Below are 22883 nucleotides of genomic sequence, written 5' to 3' on the forward strand. Positions count from 1 at the left end.
GACCGGGCGACTCGCCGGTACGGTCACCCGATGAGCTCCCCCGAGGACCGCGACTGGGTGCACACCGCCGTGCGGGTCGTCGAGGCGGACGCCAACCGCAGCGCCGACACCCACCTGCGGGTCCTCGACCTCCCGACCGAGTGGGGCGTGCGGCTCTACCTCAAGGACGAGTCGACGCACCCCACCGGTTCGCTCAAGCACCGCCTCGCCCGCTCGCTGTTCCTCTTCGGGCTCAGCAACGGCGACATCGGCCCCGGCACGACGCTCGTGGAGGCCTCCAGCGGCTCGACGGCGGTCTCGGAGGCGTACTTCGCCCGGTTGCTCGGGCTGGACTTCGTCGCCGTCGTCCCGGCCGCGACGTCGACCGCGAAGCTGGACCTCATCCGCCGTCAGGACGGTCGCCTGCACCTCGTGGACGACCCCGGGCACGTCTACGCGGCCGCGGAGGAGCTCGGGGCGCGGCCGGGGTTCTTCTACCTCGACCAGTTCGCGATGGCCTCGACCGTCACCGACTGGCGCGGCAACAACAACATCGCCTGCTCGATCTTCGAGCAGCTCGCCCTGGAGCCCCACCCCGAGCCGGAGTGGATCGTCGTCGGCGCCGGCACCGGTGGCACGAGCGCGACGATCGGCCGCTACTGCCGGTACGCCCAGCACGGGACGAAGCTGGCCGTGGCCGACCCGGAGGGGTCGGCGTTCGCGCGGGCGTGGCGCACCGGGTCCCGCGACGTCACGGCACGCGGTTCGCGCATCGAGGGCATCGGCCGGCCCCGCGTCGAACCCTCGTTCGTGCCCTCGGTCATCGACGAGGTCGTCACCGTCCCCGACGACGAGTCGGTCGCGGCGATGCGGGTGCTGTTCGAGCGCACCGGCATCCGCGCCGGTGCCTCGACGGGGACGAACCTGTGCGTCGCGCTGCGGCTCGTGCACCGGATGCGTGGCGAGGACCGCGCGGGGTCGGTCGTGACGCTCGTCTGCGACGACGGGAACCGCTACCTCGACACGTACTGGTCGGACGAGTGGCTGGCCGCGAAGGGGTTCGACCTCGACGCGGGGCGCCGGGCGGTGGAACCCTTGTTCCCGTGACCTCCACGGGCGGCGTGCGGCGCACCGAGCTGGAACTCCCGGACGGGCGCGCCCTGGGGATCCACGACACCGGCCCGGACGCGGGCGCGTCGGTCGTCCTGTGGCACGGCGGCAGCCCGAACACGGGTGAACCGCCCGCCCCGTGGCGGGACGACGGCGAACGCTGGATCGGCGTGGACCGCCCCGGCTACGGGCGCTCCACCCGTCTGCCGGGGCGCCGCGTGGCGGACGTCACCACCGACGTGGGCGCCGTGCTGGACCACCTCGGGATCGCCACCTGCCGCACGGTCGGGCACTCCGGCGGCGCCTCGCACGCGCTGGCCTGCGCCGCCCTGCTGCCGGACCGGGTGACAGCGGCCCTGTGCCTGTCCGGCCTCAGCCCCGGGGACCCGCTGGAGGCGCCCGACACCGGGGACGAGATCCCGTTCACGCCCGAGGACCGGGCCGTGCTCGCCGGCCCGTGGGCGTGGTTCGAGACGGTCGTCGCCGAGGCGTCCGGGTCGCCCGGTTTCGACGACGACGAGCTCGCCCACGCCGGGGACTGGGGTTTCGACCCGGCGGTCACGACGGTGCCGGTGCGGATCGTCCACGGTGAGGCGGACCTCGTGGTGCCGATCGGGCACGCCTACCGCCTGGCCCGGCTCCTGCCCGCCGCGGAGCTCGTCGTCGTGCCCGGCGCGGGCCACCTGTCCGTCCTGGAGCACCTCGACGCCCGTGGAGGTCTGACGCGCGGCGCAGGGTGATCCGGCGTCGGGACGGCCGCCTCCCGCTCGCACCGGTCACGGTTCAGGGCCCGGTGGCCCGGGCCCGGCGCCGGAGGGCCGCCGGTTCCGCCCCCAGCCCCACGGCGGCGAGGGTGGGTTCTCGGCCGGCTTCGATGTGGGCGTAGGCGACCGAGCTCGCCAGCCGCTCCTTGCCAGAGGCGATGGCCTCGACGAGCTCGTGGTGCTCCTCGCACGCCTTGTCCGTGTCGCGCTGGCTGGTCAGGAAGAACAGCCACGTCATCCACTGGGTGATGGGACGCATCAGCGACACCATGAGCCGGTTGCCGGTGAACTCCACGACCTCCTCGTGGAACCGGGTGCTCGCCTCGGCCGTGCCCAGCGGGTCGCCGGTGTGCGCGACGTCGTCGGCGGCGGCGAGCGCGCGCAGGAGCCCGTCGGTGGGTCTGCCGTCCGCGGCGAGCCGGGCGGCCCCGGCGGCCGCCTCGACCTCCAGGCCGAGCCGGACGTCGAACAGCTCGACGACCCGCTGCCGGGTCCAGGTGCTGACGACCGCGCTGCGCCGCGGCTCGGTCTCGATGTACCCGTCGCGCTCGAGCAGCGGGAAGCACTCCCGCAGCGGGACCCGGGAGATCTGGAGCTGCTCGGTCAGCAGCTTCTCGTGCAACCGCATGCCCTGCGGGTAGTCCCCGAGGATGATGGACCGGCTGATGCGCCGGTAGGCCTGCAGGGACAGCGGTTCACCGTCGGTGGGCCACAGCGGGGCGCTCTCGCAGCTGCTCGGCACCGGTCCCCCTCGTCGTCGCACGTGAGTGCTCAGCATGCCGGTCGCCCGCCCCGGCCGGGACGGGCTGGTCGGGGTGCCGCCCGGACCCGGGCCGCCACCCCGTCCAGCCCTTGGCGGGGTCGGGGCCGGCGAAGGGACCCTTCTTGCTCGTCCGCTTGCCGAGGTGGACCAGGTCCTCGGCCAGCGCGACGCCGGAGGCGACCGAGTCGAAGACCGGCACCCCCAGGGCGGCTTCCATCCGGCGGTCCAGACCGGCGAAGCCGGCGCACCCCAGCACGAGGGAGTCGGCACCGGCGGCCAGGAGGTCGCGCCCCTGCTCGACGAGGAGCTCCACCGACGCCTCGGCGTCGTCGTGGATGGTCACCACCGGCACGGCGGTGGCGCGCACACCGGCGCACCGTTCCCACAGGCCGGCGCTCCGCAGGCTGTCCTCGATGCCCGCCAGGGTCGACGCCACGGTGGTGACGACGCCGAAACGGTGCGAGACCAGCACGGCCAGCAGGGCGGACGCCTCGGTGATGTCGACGACCGGCACGTCGAGGACCTGCCGCACGCCCTCGCGGCCGTGCTCGCCGTACCCGGCCATCACGACGGCGTCGAAGGTCTCGGAGGTCCCGAGCACGGTGTCCAGGACGGCCGTCGCCGTCACCAGGCTCTCGTAGTACCCCTCGGCCGAGGCCGGGCCCCAGCCGGGTTGGACCGCGATGATCTCGGTGCCCGGGGTCGCGGCGGCGCGGGCACCGGCCGCGATGACCTCGGTGATGACCGTCGAGGTGTTGCAGTTGACGACGAGGATGCGCATGGGACCTTCCTACCGGCCCCTGGGCCGGAGACGACCGCCGAGGGCCGGGTGGAACGGGTGGGCCGGCCGCCGTTCAGCGAGCGGTGGGCAGCAGGTTCGTCGGGCGGGAGTCGACGAACTCCTCGTAGGCGATCGGTTCGGTGACCAGGTGGCCCGCGGCGATCCCGGTCTGCCAGCGGTCGTAGCCGGCGCGGTCGATGACCGGGGTGGTCCACATGGAGTTCGTGCGGTACTCGTCGGCCACCCGCACGAGCAGGTCGGGGTCGAAGGCCGGGAACGTCCGGGCCAGGAAGTCCCGGTACTCCGCGGCGGGGTGCTCGTCGATCCAGTCCATCGCCCGCCCCAGACCCCGGACGAAGCGACCCTGCAGTTCGACGCGCGCCGCGTCCGAGGCGCCCTGCGCGTAGTAGACGCTCCACGGGACGTCGGGGGTCACGACGGCCAGCGGCGCCACGACGTGCAGGTCGGTGCGCGCGCACAGCGTGAGTGCGGAGGGGTGGTCGACGACGAGGTAGTCACCCATGCCGCCGGCCATCAGCGTGGACAGCATGGCGCCGTCGAGGTCCTGGACGTAGTTCACCGACCTCGGGTCGACACCCTGCTCGGCCAGGACGAGTTTGAGGTACAGACCGACGCTGGCGCCGTTGCTGCCCTTCATCGACACCGTCCGCCCGGACATCGCCGCCCAGGAGAAGTCCTCAGCGCGCTCCCGGCCGACCAGGGCCAGCGGGGCGCGGTTGGCGATCTGGGCGAAGGGGGTGTACTCCGTCGCCCGGCCGCGGTACATCGAGGGCACCCAGATCCCGCCCAGCGCGGCGTCGGCCGAACCGTCGGCGAGTTCGTCGAGCACGAGGTCCCAGGGTCTGGGCACGGTCGCGGTGACCGTGAGGTCCTCCTCGGCGAAGAACCCCCGCCAGGTGGCGACGTACTCGGGGAGGTAGTTCAGGCTGTGGCCGGTGGCGGTGACGTGGAACCGCGTCATGGTCGGGTAGCTCCTGGGGTTCTGGTGAGGGATCAGGCGAGGATGCGCTGGCGGGTGTCGCGGTCGAACCAGACGGCCGCGGACTCGTCGTAGTCGACGCCGCAGGCCTCGCCCACGCGGACGGCGGGCCGCCCCGGGACGCGGACGAAGCACAGGTCGTGGTCCACGAGAGCCGGGGGCTCCCCCGCCCTGGACAGCCGCACCCCGACCAGGGTCTCGCCGCCGAGCCGTTCGACCACCGCGACGTCACCCTCCAGGCGTCCCCGCCCCGCAGCGGTCAGCCGCAGCGACTCCGGCCGGAGCCCGAGCACGAGGGGGCCGGCGCCGGGCACCGCACCCTGGTGGGACCAGGCGTCACCGGAGGGCGACGTGAGCGTGCTCCCGGTCCGGACGACGTCCAGCAGGTTCATCGGCGGGGCACCGACGAAACGGGCGACGAACGTGTTCGCCGGTGTCGCGTAGACCTCCTCCGGGGTGCCGATCTGCTGCACCACGCCGCCGTCGAGCACGATGATGCGACTGGCCATCGTCATGGCCTCGACCTGGTCGTGGGTGACGTAGACGAACGTCTTCCCGACGGCCGCGTGCAGCTCGGAGATCTCCGCGCGCATCTGCGTCCGCAGCTTCGCGTCGAGGTTGGACAGCGGCTCGTCCAGCAGGTACAGCGCCGGGTCGCGCACCAACGAGCGCGCCAGGGCGACGCGCTGGCGCTGACCACCGGAGAGCTGTGCGGGTTTGCGGTCCAGCAGCGGCTCCAGTTCGAGCTGGCGGGCGATCTGCTCGGTCTTGCGCTGGATCGCCGGCGACCTGACCATCCGGCGCCGCACGATCGAGTTCACCAACGGCAGGTGGTGCCAGCCCTTGAACTCGTCCATGACCAGCGGGAAGGCGATGTTGCCGCGCACGGTCATGTGCGGGTAGAGGGCGTAGGACTGGAACACGAAGGCGACCTGCCGTTCGCGCACGCTCCAGCTGTTGGCGACCTCACCGTCGAAGGCCAGTTCCCCACTGGTGATGTCGGCGAGGCCCGCGATCATCCGCAGCAACGTCGACTTCCCGCAGCCGGACGGACCGAGCAGGACGAGGAACTCACCGTCCTCGACGTGGGCGTCGAGGGACGTGATGACCGAGGTGTCGCCGTAGCTCTTGGTGATCCCGGAGAAGGTCAGGGAAGGCACGTGACATCAACCCTTCACGGCACCGGCGGTCAGGCCGGAGACGATCTTGCGCTGGACGAGGAGGAAGAAGACGACCGCCGGCACGCTGAACACGAGCGCCGAACCCATGACCGAGGCGAGCGGGGTGTCGTACTGACCGATGAACGAGGCGAGGCCGACGCTGATCGGCCACTTCGACTGGTCGGACAGGAACGTGCTGGCGAAGAGGAACTCGTTCCAGCCGGCGAAGAAGGCGATGACGGCCGCGGCGGCGATGCTGGGGGCGATGAGCGGCAGCACGATCATCGTCAGGGACCCGAACCGGGGGCAGCCGTCGACCGTCGCCGACTCCTCGAGCTCCTTCGGGACGGAGTCCATGGCGCTCTTGAGGATGAACGTGGAGACCGGCAGCGCGAAACCCACGTTGGCCAGGACGATGCCCCACATGCTGTTGAGCAGACCGAGGGAGATGAACATCGCGTACAGCGGGACGACGAGCAGCGCCTCGGGCAGGACCTGCGTCATGAAGAGCAGGAAGTTGACCAGCCCCTTGCCGCGGAACCGGTAGCGGCTCAGCGCGTACCCGCCGATGGCGCCGAGCAGGAGGCTCAGCACGGTGGTGCCGACGGCGATGAACACGCTGTTGCCGATCCAGCGCAGGATCGGGATGTCGCCGATGGAGCCGATCAGACCACCGGTGTTCTGCACCTGCGGCCACAACGACTGGGTGCCGGAGAACAGGTCGGCGCTGGGCGACAGGGCCGTCGTGGCCATCCAGTAGACCGGGAAGCCGGCGGCGACGACCAGGACGGCGACCAGCACCAGCCACGGGACCTTGGTGAGCTTCACGCGTCGCTCCCCTTCTGCGCTCGACGTTCCAGGACCAGTTGGACGGCGGCGATCACCAGGGCCAGCACGAGACCGACGACGCCGTAGGCACCCGCACCACCCAGGTCACGGTCCTCGAAAGCGGTCTGCCGCAGGGACACCACCAGGGTGCTGGTGCTGTCGAGCGGACCACCGCCGGTCAGCAGGTAGATGATCTCGAACCTGCGGATCGTCCAGACCGCCATGAGGACCGAGACCAGCCGCAACGTCGGCATGATGTGCGGCAGCGTCACCACCCGGTAGACGCTCAGGGCGTCGGCGCCGTCGACCCGGGCGGCCTCCCGCACCTCCTCGGGCACCGACTGCAGCGCCGCGAGGAGGACGAGCATGACGAACGGTGCGACCTGCCAGACGGTGACGAGCAGGATCGAGACCGGCGCCCACGTCGTCGAGGTGAGCCACGGGACCGCGTCGACGCCGAACCAGGACAGGACGCGGTTCAGGATGCCGGAGTTCTCGTTGAACATCCACAGCCAGATCAACGAGGCCGCGACGTTCGGCACGGCCCAGCCGAAGAGCAGGACGCCCCGGACGACGGCTCGCCCGCGGAACGGGCGGGTGATCGCGAGGGCGGCCACCAGGCCGATGCCGACCCCGAAGACGACGGTGCCCGCCGTGTAGGAGACGGTGACCCACAGGGAGTGGATCAGCGCGTCCCCGGTGAAGAGCCGGACGTAGTTCTCCAGCCCGACGAACCGCCCACCGGTCGGGTTCAGCAGCCTGGTGTTCGTGAAGCTGATCCACACCTGCTGGACCAGCGGCCCGAACATGAAGACCGTGAGGAAGGCCAGTGGCGGGAAGATGAACAGGTACGGGACCGCCCCGCCCCCGCGGTGCCGGCGCCTGGGTGGGCGCCGGGTCGCGGGAGCCTGCGGGGGCGCCACGGTGGTGGTCATGCGAACCTCTCGAGGGCGAGCGGGTCAGGACAGGTTGAGGGCGTCCACCTCGGACTGCGCCACCGCGAGCTCGGTGGCCGGATCGGCTCCGGACACCAGCACCCGCTCCAGCGCCTCCATGACGGGGCGCATGATCTGGTCGGTGCTGGCCTCGTAGCCCGGGATGAGCGTGCTGCGCGAGTTCGCGGCGAGGTCGGCGAAGGTCGGCGCCCACGGGTTGGCGGCGGCGAAGTCGGGATCGACCGGCACGTCCGTGGCCAGCGCGTCGGGACCGGAGGCCAGCCGCAACGACTGCTGGCCCTCCTCCGACAGCAGCCAGGTGAGGAACGTGTTGGCCGCGGCGGCGTGCTCGCTGTGGGTGCTGATGCCCAGGTAGATCTGCTGGTGCGCTCCGGGGTTCTGGAACGGCAGTGGCGCCGAGTACAGCTCCGCGGCCTGCAGGGCACCGCCGTTGCCGATGTTGAGGGTCCCGCCGCTGTTGTCGATGCTGAAACCGACCTGCCCCTCCTTGAACCTGTTCCGCTGGGTCGGCATGTCGTCACCGATGGGCATGACGGCGGCGTCGTAGACGCTCTTGAACGCCGCGAACGCGGCGGCGGCCTCGGGGGTGTCGATGGTCAGCTCGCCGTCGGCGTCGACCCACTCCACCCCGTGGCCGTAGGCCCAGTTCTGGAAGTCCATCATCCAGCCGCTGAAGTCGGCGATGAGGTGGCGGCCGGTGAACCCCACCGCACCGGTCGCCGCCTGGACGCCCTGCGCGGAGGCGATGAGCTCCTCGACCGTGGTGGGCACCGCGGCACCGGCCCGGTCCACGAGCGTCTTGTCGTAGATCATCGCGTAGACGGCGCGCTGCCACGCGATGCCGTACCGCACGTCGTCCAGGACGCCGTTGTCGGCGGTCGTGTTGAGCTCGACCCCGTCGGTCACCTCGTCGTCCACCTCGACGAGGAGCCCGGCGTCGGCGAGCTGGTAGAACAGGGCCTCCTGGGCGATGACGATGTCGGGCCCCTGGCCTGCACCCATCTCCGTGGTGATCTTGCTGGTGTAGTCGGCCGACGCGATGGCCTCCTGCTCCAGGGTGATGTCGGGGTGGGAGTCCTCGAACTTCTTGACCGCGGCCCACAGCTTCTCCCCGCGCAGCGCGTCCAGCCACTGCGAGTTCGAGAGCACGAGGGTGACCGGTCCGTCCGCCGTCCCGCCGGAGGCGTCGGAGCCCGAACCGCAGGCACCGACGGTGCCGAGGACACCGGTTCCGAGGGCGACGGCACCGAAGGTCCGCAGGGCGTGGCGACGCGTGGTCATCAGTGGTTCCGTTCCTGTCGTGGGAGAGGGGGTCGTCAACGGCTCAACCGGCCTGCGGCCAGTTCCAGGCGTTCTCCGGGGCGAACCGGGAGGCGAAGTCGGTGGCGATGTCGTTGCGCTGGGCGATCCACACCCCGTCGTGACCGCGCACGTGCTCCAGGAAGCGTTGCAGGGAGCGGACCCGACCGGGGCGCATGATGCGGGCGTGCAGACCGATCGACATCATCCGGCCGGTCTCGGTGGACTCGGCGTAGAGCACGTCGAACGCGTCGCGCAGGTAGTCGAAGAAGTCGGTCGACCCGGTGAAACCGGGCCCGGACTGCCCGCCCCAGAAGCGGGCGTCGTTCGTGTCCACCGCGTACGGCAGGACGAGCATCGGACGACCCGAGACGTCCGCGTAGTAGGGCAGGTCGTCGTTCGCCGTGGCCGAGTCGTAGAGGAAACCCTCCTCGGCCAGGATCCGCCGGGTGCGTTCGGTGATCGGCGGGCGGGGGAACGCGCCGAAGATCTTCTTGCCGGTGAGTTCCAGCGTCTGGTCCACGGAGTGGCGCAGGTCGGCCCGCTCCGCTTCCTCGGTGCGGTCGAGCACCGAGATGGACCGGCTGCCGTGGGAGACGAAGTCGCAGTCCTCGTCGGCCAGGGCCTTGGCCAGGGCCGGGTGCACGTCCAGCGCCTCCGAGGACGCGAACACGGAGAAGGGCGCGTCGAACTCGCGGAAGATGCGCAGGAGCCGCCAGATGCCGGCACGGGCGCCGTACTCGTACTCCCCCTCCTGCATCAGGTCCCGCTCGGAGTCCGGCAGGGCGCTGCGGACCCAGGTCCGCGAGTCCCGGCCCCCGTCCCCCAGGAGCGGGCTGCGCTCGGTGCCCTCCTCGTAGTTGACGGCGAGGTTGACGGCGACCCGCGCCTGGTCCCGCCACTGGAAGCGGGGCAGGTCCTGGCCGTAGCCGAGGAAGTCGCGAGGGCGTTCGCCGGCGCGGGCGTTCCAGTCGAGTGTCACGGTGTCGGCCCCTCCGTGTGACGTTCTGTATGACGAGGCGGTCCAGATCGGTGCGCACGTGATTCTCAGCGCTTTCGTGTAATACAAGACTGCACCCGCCATGTTTCTGCGGGTCACATCGCGCGTAACGTCGGTGTTACGACAGCCGGCGCACCCCAGCAGGCCCGGACGGCTCACGCCCCGGCGCGGTGGCGGTGCGCGAGGTGGCAGGTCGACGGGCAGGGGTGCGCCCCGCGCACGAACCTCTGGCGCGCGGCTCCGGTCACCACCTCGACGTGGTCGCCCTGCCGGCGGTCCTCAGGCGGTGGTGTCGTCGCGGCCGTGGACGCGCCCACCCGCGTCGTGCCCGACGGCACCGGGACGGGGCCCACGAGGAGCGACGGCGTGGTCCAGCAGCCAGCGGGCGATCTCCTCCCCCGCCGCCGCCCCGACCGCCGTCGTCAGCTCGACCCCCGGGTGCTCCCACCCGGTCCGCAGGAGTTCCCCGTGGCGGGGACGACGGGCCGCGCGGGCCGCGACGAGCAGGTCCACGTCCAGCAGGGAGTCCCCGGCGGCGACGAAACCGTCCGCACCGCAGCGGGAGACGACCTCGGCGACGGCGGCGGACTTCGTCAGCGGGCGCGGGACGGCGTAGAGCTTGCGCCCCTGGAGGGACACGGTGAAACCCCAGCCGTCGAGCACCGCGGTGAGTTCGCCCAGGCGGGGACCTTCCAGTTCCACGCGCTGGCCCTCGCGCAGGACGACGTACCCGAACAACCCGGGCACCTCGCGCACCGCCGGTTCCTCCGACCCCGGGACGGCCGCGACGAGGTCACCGGCCAGGCGGCGCAGTTCCGCGACGACGTCGGCGACGGGCGCGCAGCCCGCGAGCCGTCCGCGGACCGCGGCGTCCCACCCGGCGTCGGGGGAACCGTCGACGAGGACGACTCCCCCGTTGGCGCACACCGCGTACCGCGGTGACCGGCCCGGCCAGCGGATCCGCTGGTACTGCTCGACGGTCCGCGTCGTCACGGGGACGAGACGTCCCGACGCGACGAGGTCGCCCAGGACCGCCCACGCCCCGGGCGTGACCCAGGAGATCGTGCCGCCGCGGTACTCCTCGACGGGGACGAGACCGGCGACGTCGGCCTGGGCCGACCGGGCGGAGAACACCAGGGTCTGGTCCAGGTCGCTCGCCGCCAGCAGTCCGGTCACGACACCGCCCGCCCGTCCGCGCCCGTGGCCCCGCGGGTGAACCGCGGGTGGATGAGCCCGATGGCCGAGTAGGACAACCCGGGCACCTCCTCCACGACGACACCGCGCTGGTCGGCGAGCAGCCGGACGTGGGCGAGGTCGTCGGGGTGGGCCAGTTCCGCCTCGGGCCGCACGAGGACGCGCCACGGCACGCGGCGCAGCAGGACGCGGGTCGTCTCCCCCACCCCGGGTTTGACGAGGTTCACGTCCCCGATGCCGTAGTGCTCGCTGACGCGTTCCACCTCGGCCCAGCCGGTGAACGACGCCTGCCGGTCCCCGGACCGGACGGCCGCGACCGCCCCGGGCACCTCGGGCGCCACGTCGTCGAAGCAGGCGGTGACCTCGTCGAGGAACCGCTGCGACAGGTCGGCCGGTGCGAGCTCGGCGTAGAACTTCGCACCGTGGAACTGCCCGGGCCCGATGAGGCGGTCGTTGAGGACGGTGCGCGAGACGAGGCCGGAGACGGTGGAGTTCAGGCACGCCGAGGGCACGAGGTAGTCCTCGCGGGTGCCGAAGGTCCGCACGCAGCGGCCCGGGTCCGCCAGCACGGCGAGGTCGTCGCTGAACCCCGCGTCCAGGGCGGCCAGGGCGGCCGACAGCTCGCGGACGATCGCCCCCTTCCCGGTCCACCCGTCGACGAAGACGATCTGCGCGGGGTCGTGCTGCCCGGCGGCCCAGCGCAGGGCCAGCTCGTCGATCCCCCTGCCGCGCACGATGGAGACGGCCACGTGCGGCCAGTGCAGCCCCTGCCGGGCCGCCCAGCGCCGCAGCAGGATCCCGACGGGCGTGCCGGCCCGCGCCAGGGAGGCGAGCATGAGGTCCGGCCCCCGCTCGGCGCGCAGCACCTCGGCCACGACCGCCACGCCGAGCGCGACGCGACGGGCGCCGCGGGCCAGGGCGTCCAGGAACAGCCGCTGGTACTCCTGGCTCGGCTGGTACTCCACGGGCAAGGACTCGGCGTAGTGCGCGCCACCGCTCTGGACGGCCTCCTCGCGCTCCTCGGCGGGGGCCTCGAGGTCGGCGCCGGACAGGTCGGTGAGCAACCAGCTCACCTCGTCCGGCCGGTAGCTGCCGAACCGGGGTCCGGACAGCGGGGTCGGGAGGTTCACGCGGGGTCTCTCCAGGTGTCGGCGGGCAGGGTGAGCAGCAGCAGGCGGCCGGTGTGCGGGGCGAGCGCGGCGAGCACGCCGTCGGGGGCGTGCAGCGCGGCCGGGTCGGAAGCGCCGTCCACGACGAGCAGCACCGCGTCCCAGCCGCCGGGCCGGGCCACGTTGTGCGCGTACCGGACACCCGGCCCGTCCTGCGCCGGGTCGTGGGAGCAGAACGCGACGGAGCTGCGGACCGCGTACCCGGGGTCGTCGACCGCCAGGACGGGCGAGCGGGTCGTGGAGGAGAACCGCACCCCGCCCGCACCGGCGGACCGGTCCGCGAGCGCCGCCGCGACGGCCAGGGGGGCGTGCAGCAGTTCCTCGGTCCCCAGGACGAGGACGTCTCCCCCTCGCGGCAACGCCTCCAGCAGCGCGTCGAGGGCACCGGGCCGGACGAGGGCCGCGTCGAGGGCGGCCTCGTGGCCCGGTGGTGTGCCGAAGCGGGCCGTCGTGGCCAGGCCGCCGGGCCACTCGAGCGCGACGGGGGTCACGTCCGGGACGGGCCGCGGGCGGGGGGTGACGGGCTCGACGCGGGCGGCCAGTCCCGCGCCGCGTTCCAGGACCCCGGCGGGCAGCGCGACGCTCCCGGTGGCGAGGGCGACGACGTCGACGCGGGCGCCGAGCTCGGCGACCAGGGCGGCCGCGCGGTCGCGGTCGGCGGCCGAGCGCAGGTCGACGAGACCGGCGACGACGTAGTGCGCGTGCGGGGCGAGGGCGTGGACGGCGCGCAGGGTGTTCGCGACGGTCCGGCCCGTGGACAGCTCGTCGTCGACGAGGACGACGGGTGCGGCGGGGTCGGCGAGCCGGGCGCGGACGACGGGGTCGGTCGGCAGCAGCCGGTGCCCGGTGGCGTGGGAGTGCTCCTCCTGGAAACCGGCCCAGTCGCGCGCACCGGGGACGTCGCGCCGGGTGGAGTGCAGTCCCGCCGCGCCGAGGGCCTGGGCGACGGCGTGCCCGAGGCCGGTGGCGGTCTCGGCGTACCCGAGGACGACGACGTCGGGCCGGGCGGGCGGGCGGTGCGCGGCGCTCAGGACGGCGTGCGCGGCGGCGCCGTCCCCGGCCAGCGCGGCGCGCCACGTCCCGGTCGGGGCACCGGGCGCGTCGGGCGCGCCGAGGGCGGCCGCGACCTGCGCCCCGAGCCGCAGCCCCGCGGCGCGCACGAGGCGCGGGTCGGTGGGTACGTGCTTGCCGAGGACGGTGCTGACGAGCAGGTGGGCGCGGCGGGGGTTGCGGCGCAGGGCCAGCCCGAGCAGGTCGTGGACGTCGAGGCCGTCGACGCCGGGGGGCCCCTCGACGCTCACGCCGAGCCGCCCACCCACCCAGTCGCGCGGGGTGACCGTCACGGGCGCCCGCCCGCCCGGACCCGTCGCCACGCCTCGTCCTGCTCCTGCAGCAGGTTCGCGTAGGAGACGTCCTCGCGGGCCACGCCGAAGGCGCGGGCGCGGGCCAGGACGCGCTCGGCCCACGCCCGGTGCGGGCCGGCCTCGTTCATCTTGTTCCGGTACGCCGAGGCCATCGCCCCGCCGCCGGACTGCGCGACCACGTCGGTGGCGTCGCAGAAGTCCTCGTGCGTGACGACGGACATCGCGTGCACGACGGCGACGTGCGAGGGGTGGATGACGGTCTTGCCCTGCAGCCCGTTCACCTGGTCCAGCACGAGCTCGCGGACGAGGCCGTCGAGGTCGTCGGCGATGAGCTGCTCGCGCAGCTCCTCCGCGCCCTCGGCGAAGGGGCTGGCCGCCAGCGAGGTGCGGAACACCCGCTCCCCGGAGCTGAAGTGCTCCCACACGGGCGCGGTGATGGGGTAGCCGCTGCCGTCGGCCCGGCCGAGGACGTTGATGACGTCCCCGAGGACGTCCGCGACGACCCGCACGTCCCAGACCGTCGACCCGCGCGGGCGGCGGAGCCCGTAGGCCGAGGACAGGTCGGTCGCGCCCGTGCGGACGGCGAGGACGACGTCGCGGTGGGCGTCGAGGACGTCGCGGACGGCGAACAGCGCCTCGTGGCGGGTGTCGAGGTGCGCGACGTCCCGGCTCTCCAGGACGGGCATCGCCCACAGCCGGCGGCCCGCGCGCTCGGAGGCCGTCGCGACGGCCTCGAGCCACTCCCGGGGGTCCGGTTGCCCGGCGCCGCCGAACTTGGGCACGACGAACCCGAGCAGGCAGTCCAGCCCGACCCCGGCCCGGTCGACGACGTCGAGGAGCTGGCGGGGCGTGCGGGCGCGCAGGAAGAGCATGAGCGGCTGCCCGTGGGACCACTCCGGGGTCCGGGCCAGCCCGGCGAGCTCGCGGACGAGGATCTCCTCGGCCTGCGCGACCCGGTCGTCCGGCACGGAGTCCTCCAGGCACGCCACCGCCGACAGCACGCCGCGGCGGGCGAGCCGCAGGAGGTCACCGGCGAGGCGCTCGCGGGTGGCCGGGCTGTACAGCGTCGCCCCGAGGGCCACGGCCAGCTCGTCCCGCCCGGCCGTGACGTCCACCGGCTGCGGCGGGTGCAGGAAGAGCCGTCGCTCCTGCTCCTCGTCGAAGGTGGCGAAGTGCCGCACCGCCGTGGCTCAGAGGTGGGCCGCGACGGCGTCGCGCAGGTCCCGGATGTGCCGGCCCTGCGCCGGGGCACCGATGGCGGTCATCGCCCACCCCGAGCCCTCGCGGGTCAGCTTGGCCATGACGAGCGCGGTGTGCGGGCCCGCCTCGGACAGCTCGTAGCGCGCGAGCTCCACCTGCTGGGCCCCGGCGGCGTCGACGAGGCGGCACACCGCGTTCTGCACCTGGCCGAAGTTCTGGCCGGTGAAGCTGGAGACGGTGAAGACGAGCGTCTGCACCGCGGCGGGCACGGCGGGCAGGTCCAGGTGGACCACCTCGTCGTCGCCGTCACCCTCACCGGTGAGGTTGTCGCCGCTGTGGGTGACGGACCCGTCCTTGCTGCGCAGCTGCTGGAACCACACCTCGTCGAGGAGCTTCCCGCCGCCGTCGAAGAGCAGGACGCTGGCGTCCAGGTCGATGTCCACGGCCTTCTTGCGGAACAGGCCCTTGGCGACGGCGTCCCAGCCCAGCCCCATGAAGACGCGGGTGAGCTCCCCGCCGCCGGACTTGCTCAGCGACAGCTTCTGGCCCTTGGTGAGGCTGACGGCCATGGTGTTCCTCCGGTGGGTCGGGTGCTCGGGTGGTCGGGTGGGGACGGGCGGGGCTCAGGACGGGCGGGGCACGGTGCCCTCGGCGTTCCAGTCGAGGTCGAAACCGTAGGCCAGCGCGACCTCGCGCGTCGTCCCCTCGAAGAACTCGTTCTCGCGGCGAACGACCAGGTCCCCCGCCACGTCGTGGATCGAGGCGAGGGCGCACGTCCGCGCGCCCGCCGGCGGGTCCTGGGCCCACATCTGCACGGTGCCGGCGCCGCGACGGGCGATCGTCAGGTGCGGCGCCAGCGCCGCGTAGTCCGGCGCCACCGGTCCGGTGGCGTAGACGTAGAAGACCATCCGCCGCAGCAGGTCCAGGTGGGCGGCGTCGGCGAGGACCTCCTCACCCGCCTGCTCGTGGCGCGCCCCCAGGCGCAGGACCTGCCGGGCGCCGAAGCCGGGGGCGGCGAGCAGCTCACCCAGGGACTGCAGCGCACCGCAGTGGCGGTCGCGCGTCTCCCAGAAGCACCCCAGGTGGACGTCGGAGGACCGGTGCAGCCCCGTGGAGGTCACCTGCTGCTCCCACTGCAGGGTGAAGCGCAGGCTGCCGGAGCCGCGCCCGGCCGCGGGGACCGTGAGGCTGGGACGCTCCGCGTCCAGGACGGTGCGCCGCTCGCTGGCCCGTGCCTGCCCCACGACCGCGGCCGGCGGCGGGCTCACGGGCCGGGACGGCGGGCGGGCCTCGGCGCGCGCGGCCGGGGCGGGGGCAGGACGGGGCGCGGGGGCCGATCGCCGGTCCGGTCGCCGGGCCGGTGGCGGGGCCGTCGCCGGGGTCGCCGCCGGGGCGGGCCGCGGGGACGGGTTCAGGTGGTCGGCGAGGGTGCGGGTGCTGCGCCGCGGCACGGGGTGCCCGAGGAAGTTGTGCACCGCCGCGTCCGGCCGCCTGTCCACCGCTCTCCTCCGTCCTGTCCGCCTCCGTCCCCGTCGAACCCCCGGCCCGGGTCAGCCGGCGTGCTGCGGCGTCCGGTCCAGGTGGGCGTCCTCGGGGTGCGCACGGTTGTGCGCGATCGAGGAGATGAGGGCCGCGACGATGAACGCCACCCCGATGAGGCCGGTGACGACCTCGGGCACCTCGACCTCGATGCTGATGAGCAGGATCGTGGCCAGCGCGCCGATGGCCCACAGGGCCCCGTTCTCCAGGAACACGTACTGCGAGAGCGTTCCCTCGCGGACCAGGTGCACGGTCATCGACCGGATGTACATGGCGCCCACGCCCAGCCCGATCGCGATGATGATCGCGTCGTTGGTGATCGCGAAGGCCCCGATGACACCGTCGAAGGAGAAGGACGCGTCCAGCACCTCGAGATAGAGGAACAGGAAGAACGCCGCCTTGCCGCCGACCTTGGCGGCCTCGGAGGGCCCGCGACGGCCCGCGGCGGGGGCGGCACCGGCGTCCTCGTCCGCGTTCTCCTCGACGGTCTCGACGTCGTCCTCGACGTTGAAGAGCTCACCGAGGCCGTTGACGAGCAGGTAGACGACCATGCCGAGGACCCCGGAGGCCAGGACCGTCTGCGCGTGGTCGGCCGCGAAGGTCTCGGCCACGACGAAGAGGATCGCCCCGCCGACGATGGTGGACATCGCCTCGACGCTGCCGACCTTCTCCAGGAGGCGCTCGACCGGCCCGAGCCAGTGGTGCTCCTTCTCGCCGAAGACGAAGTTGAGGAACAGCATCATGAGGAACATGCCGCCGAACGCCGCGATCGTGGGGTGCGCGGCGTTCAGCAGGTACCCGTAGGTGCCGGGTTCTTCCGGGTCGCCCTTCTCCAGCGCCAGCCGGACCGCCTCGACGGGGCTGAGCGAGGCGGTGATGCCGACCAGCAGCAGCGGGAAGACCAGGCGCATGCCGAAGACGGCGATGATGATGCCGACCGAGAGGAAGATCTTCTGCCAGAACTCGTTCATCCGCCGCAGCACCGTCGCGTTCACGACCGCGTTGTCGAAGGAGAGGCTGATCTCCAGGACGGCGAGGATCGCGACGAGACCGATGCCGGCCCAGCCGTCGTAGAGGACGGCCAGCACGAGGCCGAGGGCGGTCACACCGAAGGACCACCCGTAGGTCTTGAGGATCACCGGTCAGCTTCCTGTTCGGACGGGGCCCGTGCGGGCCGGACGGGTGAGCCTCTCACGAGGACCTCACCTCACGCGCAGCAGACGCACGGACGGTGCCGCCCGGCCGGGTGGCCGGGCGGCACCGTCAGGGGCGGCTCAGACGCTGACGCCGAAGTCCGTGGCGATCCCGCGCAGACCGTTGGCGTAGCCCTGCCCGACGGCGCGGAACTTCCAGTCGCTGCCGTTGCGGTACAGCTCACCGAAGACCATGGCGGTCTCGGTCGAGGCGTCCTCGGAGAGGTCGTAGCGGGCGACCTCGGTCGCGCCCTGGGCGTTCACGACGCGCACGTACGCGTTGCGGACCTGGCCGAAGGACTGCTTGCGGGTGTCGGCGTCGTAGATCGCGACCGTGAAGACGATCTTGTCGATCTCGGCCGGGACGGCCGCGAGGTCGACGTTGATGGCCTCGTCGTCGCCCTCACCCTCACCGGTGCGGTTGTCACCGGTGTGCTCGACCGAGCCCTCGGGGGACTTCAGCTGGTTGAAGAAGACGAAGAAGCCGTCGTTGGGGACCTTGCCGTTCGCGCCGACCATGATGGCCTGCGCGTCGAGGTCGAACTCCGAGCCCGTGAAGGAGTTCGCGTCCCAGCCGAGGCCGACGACCGCCTTGGTCATGCCCGGCGCTTCCTTGGACAGGGAGACGTTCCCGCCCTTGCTGAGGCTGACGCCCATGGTGTGTCGCTCCTTCTGCGAGTAGTGCTGACGGTGGGCCAACGATCACCGGCCCCGGGGAGTGCCCGTTCTAGTCGCGCGATCCGCCGAACAGGCCGCCGATCGCGCCGAGGCCCTGCTGGTCGGGCTTGGCGCTGGTCTTGACGAGGGCCTTGGCGAAGGCCTCGATGGTCACGGACTGCAGGATGACGCGCCCGTTGCCGCGCAGGGTGGCGAGGGTCAGGCCCTCACCGCCGAAGACGGCGCTCATGATGCCCTGCCGGTTGAGCCGGCCGACGGTCTCGACGCCGTAGGTGATCCGGTCGTCCCACGCGACGATGCAGCCGGTGTCGACCCGGAGGGTGCCGCCGTAGTCGGCGGGGTTGATGTCGATGAAGTCGCCGGCCCCGGCGATGAGCAGGGACCCGCGGCCGGTGAACTTCTCCAGGATGAAGCCCTCCCCGCCCATCAGTCCCTGGCCGAGGCCGGAGAAGGCGACGTCGAAGTGGACACCGGCCTCGGCGGCCACGAAGGCGTCCTTCTCGGCGAACCACGTCGTGGACCCGTCCAGCTCGAGGTGGCGCATCTCCCCGGGCAGGACGCCGGCGAGGCCGAGCAGGCCGTCCCCACCGGGGGTGTGGAAGTGCTGGAAGGCGAAGGACTCCCCCGCCAGCACCCGCTTGCCGGCGTTGGCGGCGCCGCGCAGCAGGCCGCCGAAACCGCCGCCCCCACCGGAGTCCCCGCCGCCGGGTCCGTGCGGGTCGGTCGGTGCCGACAGCTTCGTCTCCACGACGACGTCGCCGGAGGAGAAGAGGAACTTGCCGGCCTCGCAGTACACCGTCTGGCCGGGGCGCAGGGTCACCACGGCCATCTGGGTGGTGGTGCCGACGAGCTGGACGTCGAGCGTCATGGTGCCTTCCTACCGCACGCCGGGGTCCGCGGGGCGGGCGCGGTCACGGCAGGTCCAGGTCGCTGCCGCGGAACTTCGCCTCCAGGAAGCGGCTCTGCTGGCGCTGCCGGTCGACGTCGGCGGCCAGGACCGCCTCGCGCAGCCGGCGGCACCCCTCGACGAGCAGGTGCAGCTGGCTGCGCAGCTCGTCCGTCGGGGTCAGCCCGCCGCCGTCGCGGTGCCCGCGAGCGACGTCCTCGGGCAGCGCCAGGAAGTCCTCGACCGTGCGCGGCAGGTGCTCGGAGGCGAGCGTGTGCAGGTCGTGCCGCACCTGCGGGTCCGCACCGCGCTCCTGGACCCGGCGCAGCAACGGGCCCAGCAGGTCCGCGACCTCGTGGACCTGGGCCCGCTCGGACGTCGTGAGGCCGCCGGCGGCGTCGGCGCGGGCGACGGTGGCCGCGAGCGCCGCCTCCGCCGACCCGCTCCGGAGGGCCGGCTGCGGGGTGGGGGCGGCCGGGGCGCGGACCGCGGCGGGCACCGCGAGCACGACCTGCCCCGTCCGCAGCGCGCGACGGTGGTGCCGCCGCAGCCGACGCCGTCGCCGGGTCTCGTTCTCGTACGCCACGTTGAGGGCGATCCACGCCCACATGGCGAGGAACCCCGCGGGCCAGGCGACGGTGTAGAGGAGGATCCACCCGCCGAGGCCGACGTACCGCAGGAGCTGGAAGACCGGGTCGGGGACGAAGCCGAGGACCGGCAGGTCGGCACCGAGGCGGGGTTCGAGCTGGTCCGGGGTGACGGTGGCCGGCACCGGCGGCCGGACGTCGGGCGAGGGGCGCTCCCCGCTCCCGCCGGGCCCGACCGGTTCGACGCCCACCGCGCAGCTCACAGGTCCAGGTCGCTGCGCCGGAACTTGGCTTCGAGGAACCGGCTCTGCTGCTGCTGGCGGTCCACGTCGCGGGCCAGGACGGCGTCGCGCAGCTGCTCGCAGCCCGCGAGGAGGAGCAGCAGCTGGCTGCGGAGCTCGTCGGCGGGGGTCGTGCCCGCCGAGGTCCGGTGCTCGTGGGCGTAGTCGTCGGGCAGGACGAGGTAGTCGTCCACCGTGCGGGGCAGGTGCTCCCCCGCCAGGGTCTCCAGGTCGTGCCGGACCTGCGGGTCGGCCTCGCGGGTGCGCAGCTGCGCGAGCAGCGGGCGCAGCAGCCGGTCCACCTCGCGCACGAGCCCCACGGACTCGGCGTCCATCCGGCCACCGGCGGTCTCGGCCCGCACGACCGCCCCCGCCAGGGCGCGCTCGGCGGCCGAGACGGGGTCGGGCAGCGCGGGCACCGCGGGGGTCTCGACGGCGGGCGGGCGCCGCCGCGCGCGCAGCCGGTGCCGTTCCAGGCGGCGGGCGCGCCGGGCCTCGCGGTCGGCCCAGGGCAGTCCCTCCTTCTTCACGTAGCCGAAGACGGCGCCCTGCACGAGCAGCATGACCAGGCCGATGTACCAGAACGTGCCGGTGGAGAAGGCGACGATCCAGCCCGCCGTCCACACCGCCGTGAACAGCTTCATGGCGTGCGGGCTGAGGGCCCCGGAGTCCTCGCGCGGCTGCTCGGGCACCGACGGTTCGCGATCCTCGTGCAGGACGGGCGCTGACGCCTGCTCCGTGGCGGGCGAGCGCTCCGCACCCCCCTTGCCGAGTTCCACTCCCACCGTCTGCCTCCGATCCCTACAGGTCCAGGTCGCTGCGGCGGAACTTGGCGTCCAGGAAGCGTCCCTGCACGGCCAGCTTGCGGGCGTCCTGGTCGTGGACCGCGCGCTGCAGGTCCTTCGCGCCGTCCACCAGCAACCGCAGCTGCGTGACGAGCTCCTCGGCCGGCGTCGTCCCCGCGGGCCCGCGGTTGGTGAGGGCGTACTCCTCCGGCAGGTCCAGGTAGTGCTCCAGGGCACCGGGCAGGTACTCGGTGACGATGGCCTCGAGGTTGTGCATCTCCTCGACGTCCGCGCCGCGCTTGGCGACGTGGGCGAGCAGCGGCGTGAGCACGTCCTCGACCTCCCGCACGGCCGGGACGGCGCCGTCGGGCAGCCGGCCCCCGTTGCGGTTCGCCGTGCGGACGACGTCGCGCAGCCGTTCCTGCAGCGCGACCACCGGGTCGGCGGGCGGCGCCGGTTCGACCGGCGCCGGTGCCGGTGCGGGGGAGACCTCCTCCCCCGTGAAGGCCGCCTTGATCCGCAACCACGTCGAGTTCGCCATGACCGAGTGCACCAACCCCAGACCCCAGGTGCCGACGAGCAGCAGCGCGCCGAGCACGTTCAGCAGCAACGCGTCCCGCGACACGAGGGTGAGGGCCACCCCGTTCGAGAGGAAGTAGCCGAGCGCGGACAGGACCCAGACCGGCCGGCGGGCGCGCAGCCCCATGTAGAGGAACGCCAGCCACGGCAGGCCCACGGCCGGGATCGCCAGCCACCACGAGTGCGCCGCTCGCCAGGTGCGGCTGCGCAGGCGGCGAGAGACGACCTCGGGCGGGGCGGCGGCCCGCGACCGCGCACCGCGGCGCACGACCCGTCCTTCGACGACCGCGCGGCGCAGCGCACGGGACGGGCGCGCGTCCGCACCACCGCGCGGTGGGGCCACCGACCTCACCGGGGACCTTCCAGGGCCGGGCCGGCCCCCTCCTCGCCGTTGCGGGCCCGTTCCAGGTAGGACCGGGAACGGTGCACCTGGCCCTCGAGGGCGTCGACGGTGCTGGCCATGCTGACGACGGCCTGCTGCTTGAAGGTGTCGATGGCGTCCATCGTCGCGAAGACGTTGTCGAACGCCTTCTGCAGCGTCCCGACGTCGACCATCGCCGTCGAGGCCTGCTCGTGGATCTGCCCGGTCTGCTGCTGGAGCATCTCCGAGGTCGACAGGATCATCTGGTTCGTCGTCGTGTTGAGGGCGTTGATCTGGTCGAGGACGAGCTTCTGGTTCGCCAGCGCCTGGGCCACGATGACGGCGGTCCGCAGCGCGGCGACCGTCGTGGTCTGCGCCCGGTCGACGCCCTTGATGAGCTCGATGTTGTTCTTGCGCACCAGGTCCAGCGCCAGGTACCCCTGCACGCTGACGGCGAGCTGGGTCAGCAGGTCCTGGTGGCGCTGGCGGATCGGGAACAGCGCGTCGGAGGTGAGGGCGTCGGCGGCCTGCGGGTTGCCGGCGCGCACCTCGTCGATCTTGGCGACCGTGGCGGCGTCGAGCGCCTTGGCCAGCGTCGCGTACTCCGTCAGCTTGCCCATCGTCGTCCACAGGTTCTGCTTCTCGGACTCGATGGAGGCGTTGTCCTTGCGCAGCTCGTCCTGCCCGCTCGCCAGCGCCTTGATGATCGCGTCGAGCTGGGACTGGGCGTCCTGGTAGCGCTCGAAGTAGCGCTGGACCTTGCTCCCGAACGGGAGGATCCCCAGGAGCTTCTTGGTGCCCTTGAGGTCGGCGCGCGCGGGATCGAGGTCGGTGACCGTCTGCCGCAGCTCCAGCAGGGTGTTCGCGACCTTGACCTGCGCGTCGGCCCCCGGGCCGGAGGCCTTCTGCCCCTTCGCGCCGGCCAGGCTCGACTGCGGCCGTTCCAGCATCCGGTTCGACACCTGCGCGGAGGAGCGGACCTCCTGCTCGCCCATGCGCGTGATGTCGTCGACCTTCTTCTGGAAGGCCGGGCTGCGGGGGTCCTGGGCGGCCAGGTCGGCGACGAACGCCTGCGCCTTGCGGTTCAGCTCCACCTTCGTCGACTCGTCGAGCGGGATCATCCCCTCGGCGGTGTCGTCGGCGACCACGGGCACGGGCGTGGGAGGGGTGAGCTGCAGGTCCGAGGTCGCGGCGGGCGCGCTCGCCCCGGCCGGCGGGTTCAGCGACTTGCTCAGGTCCAGCGACTCCGACATCCGGCGGTTCCCCTCGTCATCGATCTGCGTCCCACCCGCGCCTACCCCGGGCGTGCACCGATCCTAGGTCGGTCCACTCCGGCGGCGCCGTGGGCGGTGGTCCGATCCTCGCCGACCGGGGGCTGGTGGGCATCCACCCCTCGGTGGACGGGGCGTGGCGCCCCGTACACCGGT

At 73.1% G+C, this 22883-nt stretch carries 23 protein-coding genes; 2 read left to right on the forward strand and 21 right to left on the reverse strand.

The annotated features are described in order from the left end of the window. Positions 1 to 30: 30 nt before the first annotated feature. Together AB2L28_RS00990 and AB2L28_RS00995 are read left to right on the forward strand one after the other, a co-directional pair. Positions 31 to 1086 (forward strand): PLP-dependent cysteine synthase family protein, encoded by a 1056-nt coding sequence (locus tag AB2L28_RS00990; protein WP_370716857.1) that lies wholly within the window; start codon positions 31 to 33, stop codon positions 1084 to 1086. Then, positions 1083 to 1829, forward strand: coding sequence for an alpha/beta fold hydrolase (locus tag AB2L28_RS00995; protein ID WP_370716858.1), 747 nt, complete (start codon positions 1083 to 1085; stop codon positions 1827 to 1829). Before AB2L28_RS00990 ends, AB2L28_RS00995 begins: the two co-directional genes overlap by 4 nt. A 43-nt stretch (positions 1830 to 1872) precedes the next feature. On the opposite strand, the gene AB2L28_RS01000 is transcribed toward AB2L28_RS00995, so the two are convergent. The 21 genes from AB2L28_RS01000 to AB2L28_RS01100 all read right to left on the reverse strand — a co-directional run bounded on the left by AB2L28_RS01000 (position 1873) and on the right by AB2L28_RS01100 (position 22709). Beyond that, positions 1873 to 2595 carry a GntR family transcriptional regulator gene (locus AB2L28_RS01000; protein WP_370716859.1) on the reverse strand — a complete coding sequence of 241 codons (723 nt, stop codon included), beginning with the start codon at positions 2593 to 2595 and terminating at the stop codon, positions 1873 to 1875. Next, positions 2549 to 3397, reverse strand: a complete 849-nt coding sequence (locus tag AB2L28_RS01005; protein ID WP_370716860.1) for an aspartate/glutamate racemase family protein — start codon at positions 3395 to 3397, stop codon at positions 2549 to 2551. Before AB2L28_RS01005 ends, AB2L28_RS01000 begins: the two co-directional genes overlap by 47 nt. Before the next feature lie 73 nt (positions 3398 to 3470). Continuing rightward, positions 3471 to 4379, reverse strand: coding sequence for an ABC transporter substrate-binding protein (locus AB2L28_RS01010; protein WP_370716861.1), 909 nt, complete (start codon positions 4377 to 4379; stop codon positions 3471 to 3473). Positions 4380 to 4411: 32 nt separating this feature from the next. Then, positions 4412 to 5557, reverse strand: a complete 1146-nt coding sequence (locus AB2L28_RS01015) for an ABC transporter ATP-binding protein (RefSeq protein ID WP_370716862.1) — start codon at positions 5555 to 5557, stop codon at positions 4412 to 4414. 6 nt (positions 5558 to 5563) lie between these two features. Next, entirely contained in the window at positions 5564 to 6385 is an 822-nt protein-coding gene (locus AB2L28_RS01020; protein ID WP_370716863.1) for a carbohydrate ABC transporter permease, read from the reverse strand. Further along, positions 6382 to 7320: a carbohydrate ABC transporter permease gene (locus tag AB2L28_RS01025; RefSeq protein WP_370716864.1), complete on the reverse strand. Its 939-nt coding sequence runs from the start codon at positions 7318 to 7320 to the stop codon at positions 6382 to 6384. Before AB2L28_RS01025 ends, AB2L28_RS01020 begins: the two co-directional genes overlap by 4 nt. Positions 7321 to 7344: 24 nt before the next feature. Next, the gene (locus tag AB2L28_RS01030) at positions 7345 to 8622 is read right to left on the reverse strand and encodes an ABC transporter substrate-binding protein (RefSeq protein WP_370716865.1); all 1278 of its coding nucleotides are present in this window, start codon (positions 8620 to 8622) and stop codon (positions 7345 to 7347) included. 43 nt (positions 8623 to 8665) lie between these two features. Further along, positions 8666 to 9622, reverse strand: a complete 957-nt coding sequence (locus AB2L28_RS01035; RefSeq protein WP_370716866.1) for a polysaccharide deacetylase family protein — start codon at positions 9620 to 9622, stop codon at positions 8666 to 8668. Between the two features lie 297 nt (positions 9623 to 9919). Next, on the reverse strand, positions 9920 to 10816 hold the full coding sequence (locus AB2L28_RS01040) for an HAD family hydrolase (RefSeq protein ID WP_370716867.1): 897 nt from the start codon (positions 10814 to 10816) through the stop codon (positions 9920 to 9922). Continuing rightward, positions 10813 to 11964 (reverse strand): cysteine protease StiP family protein, encoded by a 1152-nt coding sequence (locus tag AB2L28_RS01045; RefSeq protein ID WP_370716868.1) that lies wholly within the window; start codon positions 11962 to 11964, stop codon positions 10813 to 10815. The genes AB2L28_RS01040 and AB2L28_RS01045 overlap by 4 nt, the downstream gene beginning before the upstream one ends. After that, positions 11961 to 13376 carry a phosphoribosyltransferase domain-containing protein gene (locus AB2L28_RS01050; protein ID WP_370716869.1) on the reverse strand — a complete coding sequence of 472 codons (1416 nt, stop codon included), beginning with the start codon at positions 13374 to 13376 and terminating at the stop codon, positions 11961 to 11963. Before AB2L28_RS01050 ends, AB2L28_RS01045 begins: the two co-directional genes overlap by 4 nt. Further along, on the reverse strand, positions 13343 to 14548 hold the full coding sequence (locus tag AB2L28_RS01055) for an HpcH/HpaI aldolase/citrate lyase family protein (RefSeq protein WP_370716870.1): 1206 nt from the start codon (positions 14546 to 14548) through the stop codon (positions 13343 to 13345). The genes AB2L28_RS01050 and AB2L28_RS01055 overlap by 34 nt, the downstream gene beginning before the upstream one ends. 9 nt (positions 14549 to 14557) lie before the next feature. Continuing rightward, positions 14558 to 15136, reverse strand: coding sequence for a TerD family protein (locus tag AB2L28_RS01060; protein ID WP_370716871.1), 579 nt, complete (start codon positions 15134 to 15136; stop codon positions 14558 to 14560). 54 nt (positions 15137 to 15190) lie between these two features. Beyond that, complete coding sequence (locus AB2L28_RS01065) at positions 15191 to 16066, reverse strand: hypothetical protein (RefSeq protein WP_370716872.1); 876 nt, start codon at positions 16064 to 16066, stop codon at positions 15191 to 15193. A gap of 51 nt (positions 16067 to 16117) precedes the next feature. Further along, complete coding sequence (locus tag AB2L28_RS01070; protein ID WP_370716873.1) at positions 16118 to 17245, reverse strand: DUF475 domain-containing protein; 1128 nt, start codon at positions 17243 to 17245, stop codon at positions 16118 to 16120. A 135-nt stretch (positions 17246 to 17380) separates the two neighbouring features. Then, a complete protein-coding gene (locus AB2L28_RS01075) occupies positions 17381 to 17956 on the reverse strand; it encodes a TerD family protein (protein WP_370716874.1) in 576 nt (191 codons plus the stop codon). Positions 17957 to 18026: 70 nt separating this feature from the next. Continuing rightward, the gene (locus AB2L28_RS01080) at positions 18027 to 18845 is read right to left on the reverse strand and encodes an AIM24 family protein (protein ID WP_370716875.1); all 819 of its coding nucleotides are present in this window, start codon (positions 18843 to 18845) and stop codon (positions 18027 to 18029) included. 43 nt (positions 18846 to 18888) lie between these two features. Further along, the gene (locus tag AB2L28_RS01085; RefSeq protein ID WP_370716876.1) at positions 18889 to 19701 is read right to left on the reverse strand and encodes a hypothetical protein; all 813 of its coding nucleotides are present in this window, start codon (positions 19699 to 19701) and stop codon (positions 18889 to 18891) included. Positions 19702 to 19709: 8 nt separating this feature from the next. After that, positions 19710 to 20423 carry a hypothetical protein gene (locus AB2L28_RS01090; RefSeq protein ID WP_370716877.1) on the reverse strand — a complete coding sequence of 238 codons (714 nt, stop codon included), beginning with the start codon at positions 20421 to 20423 and terminating at the stop codon, positions 19710 to 19712. A gap of 109 nt (positions 20424 to 20532) precedes the next feature. Continuing rightward, a complete protein-coding gene (locus AB2L28_RS01095; RefSeq protein ID WP_370716878.1) occupies positions 20533 to 21447 on the reverse strand; it encodes a hypothetical protein in 915 nt (304 codons plus the stop codon). After that, complete coding sequence (locus tag AB2L28_RS01100; RefSeq protein WP_370716879.1) at positions 21444 to 22709, reverse strand: toxic anion resistance protein; 1266 nt, start codon at positions 22707 to 22709, stop codon at positions 21444 to 21446. Before AB2L28_RS01100 ends, AB2L28_RS01095 begins: the two co-directional genes overlap by 4 nt. Positions 22710 to 22883 lie beyond the last annotated feature (174 nt).

The sequence above is a fragment of the Kineococcus mangrovi genome, from assembly GCF_041320705.1.
Taxonomy (GTDB): domain Bacteria; phylum Actinomycetota; class Actinomycetes; order Actinomycetales; family Kineococcaceae; genus Kineococcus; species Kineococcus mangrovi.